General features: G+C 47.5%; 8 protein-coding genes. All 8 read left to right on the forward strand.

Annotation, left to right across the window (positions count from 1 at the left end; translation table 11 throughout):
- The first annotated feature begins 73 nt into the window (after positions 1-73).
- The 8 genes from FE296_RS25495 to FE296_RS25530 all read left to right on the forward strand — a co-directional run bounded on the left by FE296_RS25495 (position 74) and on the right by FE296_RS25530 (position 12448).
- Positions 74-1084 (forward strand): aldose 1-epimerase, encoded by a 1011-nt coding sequence (locus FE296_RS25495; RefSeq protein ID WP_150366753.1) that lies wholly within the window; start codon positions 74-76, stop codon positions 1082-1084.
- Positions 1085-1216: 132 nt separating this feature from the next.
- Entirely contained in the window at positions 1217-2605 is a 1389-nt protein-coding gene (fumC, locus tag FE296_RS25500; RefSeq protein WP_074095411.1) for a class II fumarate hydratase, read from the forward strand.
- 178 nt (positions 2606-2783) lie between these two features.
- Complete coding sequence (locus tag FE296_RS25505) at positions 2784-5528, forward strand: CHASE3 domain-containing protein (protein WP_223869029.1); 2745 nt, start codon at positions 2784-2786, stop codon at positions 5526-5528.
- 427 nt (positions 5529-5955) lie between these two features.
- On the forward strand, positions 5956-7578 hold the full coding sequence (locus FE296_RS25510) for a PucR family transcriptional regulator (protein ID WP_150366754.1): 1623 nt from the start codon (positions 5956-5958) through the stop codon (positions 7576-7578).
- A gap of 236 nt (positions 7579-7814) precedes the next feature.
- On the forward strand, positions 7815-9320 hold the full coding sequence (gene pucL, locus FE296_RS25515; protein WP_124115188.1) for a factor-independent urate hydroxylase: 1506 nt from the start codon (positions 7815-7817) through the stop codon (positions 9318-9320).
- Positions 9320-9697 (forward strand): hydroxyisourate hydrolase, encoded by a 378-nt coding sequence (gene uraH / locus FE296_RS25520; protein WP_150366755.1) that lies wholly within the window; start codon positions 9320-9322, stop codon positions 9695-9697. Before pucL ends, uraH begins: the two co-directional genes overlap by 1 nt.
- 43 nt (positions 9698-9740) lie before the next feature.
- The gene (gene allB / locus FE296_RS25525) at positions 9741-11144 is read left to right on the forward strand and encodes an allantoinase AllB (protein ID WP_150366756.1); all 1404 of its coding nucleotides are present in this window, start codon (positions 9741-9743) and stop codon (positions 11142-11144) included.
- A complete protein-coding gene (locus FE296_RS25530; RefSeq protein WP_150366757.1) occupies positions 11141-12448 on the forward strand; it encodes a M20 family metallo-hydrolase in 1308 nt (435 codons plus the stop codon). The genes allB and FE296_RS25530 overlap by 4 nt, the downstream gene beginning before the upstream one ends.

A 12448-nucleotide genomic window follows, 5' to 3' on the forward strand; every position in this document is an offset into this window, starting at 1 on the left:
GGTATTTTGCGCTCGGGCATGATATAGTCGAGCCGTATAATATAACCTTAGTATGCAGGAGGTACATATAACGATGACACAGCAAAATGCAGCATTTGAAGAACAATTTGGAGGGATCCCGGCCGTTTGGCTTCGTTTTAATCAGTTTGAAGCGGCAGTTATTCCAAGCGTGGGTGCCAACCTCGTTGCTTTCCGTGATACAGAAAAGGGTTTCCGTTATTTGAGAGAGCCGAATCAGGATCAGATGGATGAATTTATGGCTGCACCTGCGGTCTATGGAATTCCGATTCTTTCTCCACCAAACCGTTATGAGGATGGACGTTTCCCCTGGAATGGTAAAGTTTATCAGTTGCCTGTGAACGAACCGGCTACAGGTAACCATTTGCATGGATTTTTGCATGATGCCGAGTGGAAGGTTGAGGGATACGGATCGGATCAGCTGGAGAGTTATGTGTTGCTTAGCCAGGACGTGAAAGAAGGGCATACATTCCATCAGTACCTGCCGTTTACGTTCACAGTGACGCTCCGTTACTCTTTGAGTAGCCAAGGACTTCAGCAACAATTGATCGTCCGCAACAACGGGACTGAATATATGCCGAATTTGTTTGCATTCCACACGGCGATTGCTGTACCTTTTGCACCGGACAGTCAGGCCTCGGATTACACGGCCAAAGTTACGATTGGACAACGTCGTGAATTGAATGAGCGTTCTCTGCCAACAGGACAATTTCAACCGCTTACACCTGAGGAAGAACAATTGAAAAAAGACGGGGTTAGTCCGTTCTTTGCTGCCATGGATAATCATTACACTGCGGAGCCGCAGAATGGACGTAACTATATGGAACTTACGGATCACCGTACTGGAGACAAACTGGTATACGATGTGGGTACTTCGTACAAACACTGGATGATCTGGAACAATAACATGGGTGGCGAATTCTTCTGTCCTGAACCACAGATGAACCTGGTTAACGCTCCTAATGTTAAAGGCATTCCGGCAGAAGAAATCGGATTGGTCGGTCTGAAACCAGGTGAACTATTCGAACAGAGCAGCCGATTGTATCCAATTGCGTCACAAAAATAAATCAAGTTCATTTTGCGCTACGCTTACAATTTTGTCGAAAAGGTGAAAACCTGCTCGTAAATCATGTATAATATGACGAGATACACAAGCTTTGTAGAGACCCAAACCATCTTTTTGGAGGAGGACAAGCAAGTGGAATACCGCATTGAGAGAGATACGTTAGGCGAAATGAAAGTACCAGCCGACAGGCTGTGGGGAGCTCAGACGCAGCGCAGCAAGGAGAACTTCCCGATTGGCAGTGAACATATGCCGATGGAAGTTATCCGAGCACTTGCCATTTTGAAAAAAAGTGCTGCGGCCAGTAACCATAAATTAGGTAAATTATCTGCGGCTAAGTCCGATGCTATTGCTTATGCAGCAGACGAGATTATTGCAGGCCGGATTGATGACCATTTCCCATTGGTAGTGTGGCAGACTGGTAGCGGAACACAATCCAATATGAACGTGAACGAAGTGATTGCGAATCTGGGGAACCAACTGCTTGAGCAAAAGGGCAAGGAAGAGCGTCTGCATCCGAATGATGACGTGAATATGTCCCAGAGCTCCAACGATACATTCCCAACGGCTCTGCATGTTGCAGGTGTTCTGGCTGTTGAGGATCAACTCTTGCCGGCAATTGCGGTATTAAAAGCCACTTTTGCAGACAAGTCGGAGGCATTCAAGGATATTATCAAGATTGGACGTACCCACCTTCAGGATGCAACACCAATTACGCTTGGCCAGGAGATCAGTGGTTGGGAAGCCATGCTGGGCAAGAGTGAGCGTATGATCCGTGAAAGTGTACAGTACCTGAAGGAGCTTGCGATCGGCGGTACAGCTGTCGGAACGGGCATCAATGCTCATCCGGACTTTGGGGACTTCACTGCCAAGGAGATTGGCAAACATACGGGGAAAGATTTTGTATCTGCACCAAACAAATTCCACGCCCTTACAAGTCATGATGAAGTTGTATATGCGCACGGTGCAGTTAAAGCGCTTGCAGCTGATTTGATGAAAATTGCCAATGATGTCCGCTGGTTGGCCAGTGGTCCTCGTAGTGGATTGGGCGAGATCCGTATTCCTGAGAATGAGCCAGGCAGCTCCATTATGCCAGGTAAAGTCAACCCAACTCAGAGTGAGGCCATTACAATGGTGGTTACGCAGGTCATGGGTAATGATGCAGCGATTGGTTTCGCGGCAAGTCAGGGTAATTTTGAACTGAATGTATTCAAACCGGTTATCATCTATAACTTCTTGCAATCCGTGCAACTGCTGGCGGACTCCATTATTGCGTTTAATGACAAGTGTGCCGTAGGCATTGAGCCTAACCTGGATCAGATTGAACATAATCTGAACAATTCGCTCATGCTGGTTACTGCGCTCAACCCGCATATTGGTTATGAAAATGCAGCCAAAATTGCGAAACTTGCGCATAAAGAAGGTTTGTCTTTGAAACAGGCGACGTTACAAACGGGCCTGCTTACCGAAGAGCAATTTGATCAATATGTCGATCCAGCCAAAATGATCGCTCCAAAGGCCTAAATTCAGTCAAAATGAGCAGTATGGATCAATGAAGAGGACGACCTGCATAAGCAGGTCGTTTTTCTTATGCTTACCGATGAACTTAAAGCTTGTCAGACTATACGTATCCATATAAACTACATATGCACCAGTTTTAATATAATTGAATGGGATTCGTATATATTTGGAGGTTTCCGCGTTGTCAAAAACGAGAAGATTTACGATACGCTCCAAAATTCTATTGGGCTATCTTGTGGTTGTGCTTTTATTTGGAGTTGTTCTGCTAGTGCTTACGGCCCAAATTAATGTGTTACAGAAGGAAAATGATTTTATCTCTCATCATGATCTGGAGGTACATAATCTGACCAACGCGATTGAAAAAAATGTCTTAAACATGGAGACAGGACAGCGTGGATTCATGATTACAGGCAATGAGAGTTACTTGGAGCCTTATTCCCAAGGCCTATCCCAGTGGAGTTCCAACTATGATCAGTTGAATGCTCTCATTAGTGACAATCCTTCGCAGCAGCAGAGTCTGCAAAGCATCAAAGCTCATATTACGCGCTGGATCGAGATTGCTGGGGAGCCGTTGGTGGAGTTGAAAAAGCAAGGGGACCAAGCCAAAGTTGTTGCATTCTTTCAATCTGATCCGGGTAAAACTGAAATGGATCTACTGCGCTCTCAACTTACAACCTTCCGTAACACAGAGATCGCGCTGACCGAGGCGAGGGTTACTGAACTTGCCAGACGCAGCTCCACGCTGTTGACGATTATGTATACGCTGTGGGGGATTATTGCAGCGTTATCCATTGCAGCTGCGATTGTGATATCAGGAAATATCGTCAAAACGTTGCGAGATGTTATGCAGACGATCAGTGATATCTCCAAAGGTGGAAACCTGAAGCAGCGAATTCAGGTGCGGACACATGATGAAGTGGGGGACCTGGGTCACGAAACCAACAAATTACTGGATGAAGTACAGGAACAGAATCGGGTCAAGGACCAGATCACAGGCATTGCGACACTCTTACAGAACCCGACCAATCTGGAGGGATTGTCACGCTTGTTCCTGAGCGAGCTTGCCATGTTGTTTGAAGTTCCCTATAGCGTCTTATATTACTGGAAAGACAATCGACTGCTACGCGTGGCTGCATATGCTGCGGATGGAGAGAAAGAACGTTCGCTCGGTAAAGTGTCGCTGGCCCCGGGTGAGGGGCTGGTAGGTCAAAGTGCTGTGGAGAAGCGAGTCTTGCGCATGAATGATTTGCCACAGAACTATATTCGAATCTCTTCGGGTCTCGGATATACATCTGCCACATCACTTACCGTAGTACCGGTCCTCTTCGAAGGCAGAACGATTGCGGTCATTGAGCTTGCTTCAATGAAGCCATTGCAAGAGAATGATATGAGGCTGATGCAAGAACTGACGGACATTTTTGGTGTTTCTTTACACTCGACTGTCACTCGCATGGAATTACAGCAGTTATATGATGAGTCACAAGTTCTGAATGAAGAGTTACAGGCACAATCGGAGAAACTTCAGTCTCAGACCGAAGAAATGCTGTCTCAGACGGAGGAACTGCAAATGCAGACCGAAGAACTTCATATGCTTAATGAACGCTTGGAAATACAGAAGAGCGCTGCTGAGACATCAGCCGATGAACTTGCAGTTGTGGCAGATCAGTTACGAACAAGCTCGGGGTACAAATCCGAATTCTTGGCGAACATGTCCCATGAATTGCGGACACCGCTTAACAGCATGTTGATTTTGTCTGAGATATTGTCTGAAAATAAAAATCAACACTTGAATAGTGAAGAGCAGAACTATGCTTCAGTCATTCACAAATCAGGAAAAGACCTACTGAATCTGATCAATGATATTCTTGACCTATCGAAGGTGGAGGCCGGGCAGATGGAAGTGGATTTTGATGATGTCTATCTGGGTAGTCTGCCTGAAGTCATGAACCAGTATTTCCTGAAAACAGCGGAACAGAAAAAAATAGATTTCCGGATTCAGCTCCAAAGTCCTTTACCGGAAACCATCGTGACGGATGAGATGAGATTGCACCAGATTCTCCGAAATCTGCTCTCGAACGCATTCAAGTTCACGAGTGAGGGTGAAGTTGCCTTAACCATCTCCAAAATGAGTCTGGCTCATCCTGAATTGAAAGACCAAGAGACCGACGTGATTGCTTTCTCCGTCAGTGATACAGGGATTGGCATTGCGGAAAACAAACTTCTACAGATCTTTGATGCATTCAAACAGGCGGATGGGGCTACGGCACGTAAATATGGCGGAACGGGACTTGGGCTGTCGATCTCTCAATCGCTTGCGACTTTGCTGGGTGGTTCAATCTCGGCAACAAGTCGTGAAGGACATGGCAGTGTGTTCACGCTGTTCCTGCCACTGCGAAGAGATGAACCTGAGACTATGAATGCATCGCGGTTGTTCCTGAATGAGGTGGCTACCACCACACCTGAGGTCAATAAGCTTCCTTCAATAACTTCCGAACAATCGGATGTTTTATTGACACCTCTGGAAGAAGCGTTGCTCAGCGGACGCCAAGTACTTGTCGTTGATGATGATATACGAAATGTATATGCGCTGGCTAACGCTCTTGAGCAATACGGTATGAATGTCATTTCAGCGCAGAACGGGTACGAGTGTCTGGAATTGTTGGAGCGTGGAGGAGTCAAGCCTGATATCATCATGATGGATATTATGATGCCGGAACTGGATGGTTATGAGACAACTCGCCAGATCCGTGAACGACTTGGTCTGACTCAGCTTCCGATTATTGCGCTGACAGCCAAGGCCATGAAAGAGGATCGGGAGAAATGTATTGCAGCAGGTGCTTCGGACTATCTCAGCAAACCACTGAATATCAAAGACGTATTATCCCGTATGAAATTATGGATGAATCACGAAACCATGGAAATCTGATCGTAGTTGAACTAAAAGTTATTTACACTGACACTACGATGACAGAACAACCCTCCAATCGCTGTTATCCCCAGATTTTTTCGATTCCCTTTTTTAAAGGGGAAAATCCGGGGATAAAGGCGAACGCTTCGCTTTTTCAGGTTTTTTCTGCCCTCTCCGTTATCGTGTAAATGGATTACTTCAACTTATGTGGATCATAATAATTTTAATAAAACCTATGCCCATTACAGGGAAGTGCGCTGTAATTAGGTCATAGGTTTTATTTTTTTGTCGTGTAAGCTTTATCGGAAAGAATGATGTTATAATACTTAACAACAAACAGAATTAAATGGATGAATATAGATTTAATTAGGAATGTAATCCAGAATAAATTCTGTGGAAACGAAAATAACACGATTATGTGTTATATATATGGGAGGTAGTGTCCATGCAACTTACGGTTAAAGAGGCTTTACAGGTATACCCATTGTCCGAGGCCAAACTGGTTGCGGGTGGAGAAGGGACTTCACGGATGATGAAATCCGTTAATGTCATGGACGCTCCTGATATCGCGGATTGGATCAAATCCGGAGAAATGTTGTTCACCACCGCTTTTATTATGAAAGACAGTGAGACGGATGCACTACGTTTGATGCGACGTTTGAATGAACGCGGCTGTGCAGGACTCGGTATCAAACTGGGACGTTTCTGGCAGTCCATTCCCCAAGGTATTGTCGAGGAAGCTGATCGGCTTCGTTTACCGTTGCTTGAGCTCCCCTTTCAATTCACTTTCTCGGACCAGATGAATGCCTTGTTCAAGGCTGAACATGAACGCAGTAACCGATTGCTGCATGAGGTTGTGCAGAAGCAAAAGAAATTAATGCAGTTTGCACTGCAACAGCAGCCACATCGGAATGTGTTTGCCGAACTTGCCACGGTGCTGAACTATCCGCTTGCCGTCATTGGTTCTCGTGGGCATGTGCTTTATGGTAGTGAAGGCATTGCGGGAGATGCTGTAACACAGGGCTGGCCTTGGAAATCCGTCATGCACCGAGTGAAATGGAATCAGGGAAGTTGTCACCGTGTACCCATCAAGCAAAATGATGAAGAATACGGATCGTTGCTTGTGTTTACCGATTCAGCTTTATCCCTTCGTGCGGAGGAAGAGCTGTTTCAGCAGGCTGCCGATGTACTGGCATTTTATATGGATATGACTTATCGCGAGCATATTAATCCGACTGTACAAGATGAGATGCGTACACTGCTTTCACAGTATCTGGATAACAAAATGACCATCCAGGAATTGACCACTTTGAGTGAAAACAAAGGTATACATTTATTCCAGGGAACCTATCAGTGCGTACTGATTACGCTTGAGCCGACTCTGTTTGCCGAGGGGAAGCTGCTTAAACAGATTCATCGCGAATTGCAGTACAATCCGCTGATGCAATTCACGGCCTCACAGCATTTTCAGATTGAGGATGGCATTCTGTCCATCTACACCTGCCCAACAGGGCGAGATTATGGAGAGGAGCTGTCAAGTTTTCTCTTGAGCCGTTTCGGTGATGTACTGGCAGCACAAGAAGCGAAAGGGGCACCAGCTCCGCGTTTCTGGATCAGCAAGATGAAACATGAACCTAAATCGCTCCGTGAAGCATACCAGGAGTGTCTGGATACTCGACAACTGGCTCGTCGGTTCGGCATGAAAGACCGTGCGTTGCAATTTGAAATGCTCGAATTTGCCTATGTGTTCCAACACGTACCGGATAACATCATGGAGAACTACTGCAATAAAGTACTCGAACCACTACTTGCCAGGGATGGTGATCCCAATCAGGTATTGATGAATACATTGGAGTCCTTTATCGAGAATGATGGGCTGATCAATGAAGCTGCCAAGCAGCTGTTTGTGCATCGCAACACAGTCACTTATCGGATGGAGAAAGTCGGCAGCATGCTACAAATGGACTTTAAGAAAACGAATGATCTGCTTAAATTAAAGCTGGTATTTACCTTCCGCAAGTTTGTGCGGGACAAAGCAGCTGCAAGACCGCACAATGTCCAACTCTAGACCGCACATTGTGCAACAAGACAATGCCTGGTTAGATCCCCAAGAACCGCATTCCCTTGATGGGGTGCGGTTTATTCATGTTTAAGGACCACAAAAGCTGATCTTCCCGTGCACAACAAACAAATCACAACTCTGATGTTATGTTATATTACAAAATTGCGTAAATATTGTTGTCGCGACATTGAACGGCACTTAGAATGAAAAACAATAATCCACAACAGACCGGAGGTTCTAACATGAGCGACTTAATTAAACTTGTTAACAACTGGTCTATCACACAGTTTGTGCATACGTTTGGCGGCTTATTTGAGGAATCACCATGGGTGGCTGAGCGTGCCGGGCTTTTACGACCTTTTGATTCATTTGAACAGATGATGAAAGTAATGAAAAACGCGGTTCAGGCATCGGATGACCAGGTGAAGTTGCAGTTGCTTCGTAATCACCCGGATCTTGGAGCCCGAATCAGCATGAGCAGCAACTCCGTTCAGGAGCAAGCTGGTGCAGGGCTTGATTCACTCTCAAAAGAACAATATAACGAACTTCAACAACTAAACAAAGCATATACAAGCCAATTTGGCTTTCCTTTCATATTGGCCGTAAAAGGCCATACCGCAAGCTCCATCCTCGAATCCATGAGGCAACGTCATCGACGAGGCAGGGAAGAAGAATTCGAAACTGCATTAAAGGAAGTATTCAAGATAGCGGGCATTCGTTTGGAGCAGTGGCTCGCACAGATCGGTCATGAACATGAGTTCGTGAGCAAGCCAGCCGCAGTGCAGCAGCGGACTATGTATTACGGCAAAGGGGATGTGTGGATGTACCGTTCCTACGCCAAACCGTTGACCGGTATACAGTCCATTCCGGAATCTCCTTTTATGGGGCGCAGCAATATTCTGTTTGGATTAAACATTAAGGTCGCTGTGCAGGGTGATGAATTCTTGCCTTCTTTTGCAGAAGGGGACAATTCGCTGGTGGTCGCAACCGATTCGATGAAAAATTTCATTCTCAAACATGCAGCGGATTACACAGGGGCGACGGTGGAAGGATTCCTTGCGTTGGTAAGTCGGCGTTTTCTGGAGACGTATCCGCAGATGAGCAAGGTTCAGATGACAGCGGACCAGATTCCGTTTGAAGATATACCCATTGGATTAGAAGGGAGTTATCGACCGAGTGCGCTCGTATTTCGTTATTCGCAGAATGATCGTGCGACAGCTGCCGTGGAAGCAGAACGATCAGGAGACTCGATTGAACTCAGCAACCATTTCAGTGGAGTAGCCGATCTCAGACTGATCAAGGTCAAAGGCAGTGAATTTGCCGGATTTATGCAGGACGAATATACCACTCTTCCAGAGACATGGGATCGACCGTTATTTATTTTCCTGAACATCAATTGGCGTTATGAAGATCCGAGAGATGGCATGGACGATCAGCGTGGACGGTATGTAGCGGCGGAACAGGTCAGAGATTTGGCTGCTGCGGTATTTCATGAGTGTCGATCCGCTTCCATTCAACATCTGATCTACCAGATGGGACGAAGGTTGTTAAGTCGATTTGAGCAACTGAGTGAGGTTTCATTTGAATCCAACAATCGGACATGGGAGACAGTGCTGGAGGAAGTGAAAGAGGGAGAAGGCAAAGTATTTACCGAGCCGAGGCCACCATATGGATTCCAGGGTTTCTCGATGACAAGGGATGATCTAGGAACAGACGGCCATGACTCCGGGAAAGAAGGTGACGTCTGATGTCGATATCTGGTGGACGAATTACAACACATGTGCTGGATACATCCAAAGGCGTGCCTGCTACGGGTGTTCGGATCGAGCTGTATACCCTGAAGAGGGATGGAGAACAGGAAAGCAAGACAAAAGTGGCAGAGTCGGTGACCAATGCGGATGGGCGTTTGGATGCACCGCTGCTGGATGGAGGCAAGTTGGAGCCAGCCATATATGAGCTTCAATTCCATGTCGAGAGTTATTACGCACAACGTTCGTTGGAGGAGTTGGGGCAGGCATTATGGACGATTGTTCCGATTCGTTTTGCTGTATCTGATGCCTCAAGCCATTACCATATACCGTTATTGATTGCTCCAGGAGGTTACAGTACATACCGGGGAAGCTGAATATGCACACATCCGGTTCTGATTCAGGGGGAGGGTCATCCACATGACAATATTTAATACCATCATCCGGGGGGCCCGGGTGGTGCTGAGAGATCGGGTAGAACAACTGGATATTGGCATTACTGGTGAAAAAATAACAGATATATCCACACGGCTGACCGCTGGCGAAGCGACTTGGGTCATAGAAGCTGAGGGCCTTACAGTGATGCCGGGTGTCGTGGACATTCATGTACACTTCAATGAACCTGGACTCGCCAGTTGGGAGGGATTTAGGTCTGGATCGGCATCTCTTGCCGCTGGGGGAATCACGACCTACGTCGATATGCCGCTTAACGGCGTACCTCCAACCACAAGGCCGGAAGCATGGGAGATGAAAAAGAAAGCAGCCGCAGACCAATCCTATGTTGATTATGTGTTCTGGGGAGGTTTGGTTCCCGGCAACCGTGAGGAACTTGCTCCACTGTCACGGCTGGGTGCTGCCGGATTCAAGGCGTTTATGTCTGAGCCGGGTGGAGAAGGGGAAGATATCTTTGCCAGAGCTGATGACCATACGCTATTGGACGGGATGCATGAAATTGCCAAATTAAACCGTGTGCTGGCACTTCACGCAGAGGACGAAGGCATCGTTGCCGAACTCGGTGCGAGAAGCATCGCAGAGGGTAAGACGGAACCGATGGATTATATCCGGTCTCGTCCTGTGGAAGCTGAAGTCGTCGCGGTTGCCCGAGCGTTGAAATACGGCGAACAGACCGGGTGTGCGCTGCATTTTGTGCATATTAGCACCCGGGAAGCGCTGGATCTGATTGCAGCAGCCAAACGGCGTGGGCAAGACGTAACTTCAGAGACATGTCCTCATTATCTGACGCTGACCGATCAGGATGTGGTTCGATTGGGTGCTGTAGCAAAATGTGCTCCACCGCTTCGCAGCTCTTCCGAACAGGAGCAGTTATGGGATGCACTGACTTCGGGATTGATTGATGTTATTGCCTCAGACCATTCTCCATGTCCGCCATCCATGAAACAATCGGATAACTTCTTTGAAATCTGGGGCGGTATATCCGGGGCACAAAGCACATTATTAATTATGCTGGAGGACGGACATCTTCAGCGTAATATCGACCTCCCGTTGCTCGGAAGAGTGCTTTCCCTGCAACCTGCCAGAAGGCTTGGTCTGGAGAACAAAGGAGAGATTGCGATTGGCAAGGATGCCGATCTGGTCCTGATTGACTGGGAGAACTGCACAACCCTGGACACAGAGGATCTGCTCTATACGCATAAACAGAGCCCCTATGTGGGACGTACATTTAACTGTCAGATTGCAGACGTATTCTGTCGTGGGCAGCGCGTCTACAACTCGGAATCCGGGTTATCTCCTGTTCCTATCGGGCAACACATTGCGGCTTATTCTTCTAGTCCCATTGAAGCGGGAACGGAGGAGACGCCATGACGGAGTCTGGAGTATACCGGTCATCCGGTACCAATAACGCACCGCTTCCTTTGCCAAATGTGGAACAGGTGGAGCTGCAAGCCATGCTTGACTGGCTGTCGACATATGGTGCGGATGCACAGGGCGGCGTCACACGACTGTTGTATGACTCGGCTTGGTGTGAAGCACAAGGTGCCCTTGCTGCCAAAATGCAGGAAAAAGGGCTGTCTCCCGAGTTCGACCAGTCCGGTAATCTGTATGGCACACTGGAGGGCGAGGGTAAGGGATCAGCGACTGGTGCTGAAGAATTACCGATTGTGACCGGATCACATATGGATACTGTGGTGCACGGTGGCAAATATGATGGTGCTTACGGTGTTGTGGCGGGTGTCCTTGCTTTGGAGTATTTGCAGAAGCATTTTGGAGCACCGAAGCGCACACTTCAAGTGGTTTCGTTATGCGAAGAAGAGGGAAGTCGCTTTCCTTTTGCGTATTGGGGCTCACGGAGTATAACAGGAATAACGTCTCTGGAAGATGTAGAGCATTTGAAGGATCAAGACGGCGTTACATTTGCACAAGCGATCCGGGATGCGGGTTTTGGAACTGATAGTGCATATAGACCTGCCGCGAAAAATTACGGTGCCTTTATTGAGCTTCACATTGAGCAAGGTCAGGTTCTGGAACGTCTTGGACATTCGATTGGAGTTGTATCCGACATTGTAGGTCAGAAGCGGTTCAGTATTACGGTAAGCGGGGAAGCAAATCACGCGGGGACGACGCCGATGTCCTGGCGCAAGGATGCACTTGCTGGAGCAGCCGAGATGATTACTGCAGTAAGGAATGTCGCATTGGAAGCAGGAGAACCGCTGGTAGCCACGGTTGGGCGAATCACAGCCGATCCGGGTGTTGGGAATGTGGTTGCAGCACGGGCGGTGTTTTCACTGGATATCCGCCATATCCGGCAGGAAAGTATTGATCGTTGCTGGCAGGATATGCTCCAGGCTTTTAGTCGGATTGCAGCCGAGCAGCAGCTCGGACTGGACTGGGAAGAACATCTGTCGGTGACGCCCATTCCTATGAATGCAGAGATGATCTCGGACATTCAAGATACCTGTGAGCAGGAGCAGTTGTCCTATTGGCTAATGCCAAGCGGTGCGGGACATGATTCGCAGATTTTTCAGCCGGCTTGTCCAACAGCCATGATTTTTGTGCCGAGTCAGGACGGTATCAGTCATAATCCACTTGAATATACAGCTGAGGCAGATCTGATGCACGGTTTTCGGGTTCTGGTCCGGCTACTCTATAAATACGGTTACGGGAGTTGA

It is taken from the genome of Paenibacillus sp. UASWS1643, assembly GCF_008693195.1.
Classification (GTDB): domain Bacteria; phylum Bacillota; class Bacilli; order Paenibacillales; family Paenibacillaceae; genus Paenibacillus; species Paenibacillus amylolyticus_B.

Coding starts and splice junctions, on each gene's coding strand:
- FE296_RS25510 (WP_150366754.1), top strand. CDS start 5,956: ATGCAACTTACGGTTAAAGAGGCTTTACAGGTATACCCATTGTCCGAG.
- pucL (WP_124115188.1), top strand. CDS start 7,815: ATGAGCGACTTAATTAAACTTGTTAACAACTGGTCTATCACACAGTTT.
- uraH (WP_150366755.1), top strand. CDS start 9,320: ATGTCGATATCTGGTGGACGAATTACAACACATGTGCTGGATACATCC.
- allB (WP_150366756.1), top strand. CDS start 9,741: ATGACAATATTTAATACCATCATCCGGGGGGCCCGGGTGGTGCTGAGA.
- FE296_RS25530 (WP_150366757.1), top strand. CDS start 11,141: ATGACGGAGTCTGGAGTATACCGGTCATCCGGTACCAATAACGCACCG.
- FE296_RS25495 (WP_150366753.1), top strand. CDS start 74: ATGACACAGCAAAATGCAGCATTTGAAGAACAATTTGGAGGGATCCCG.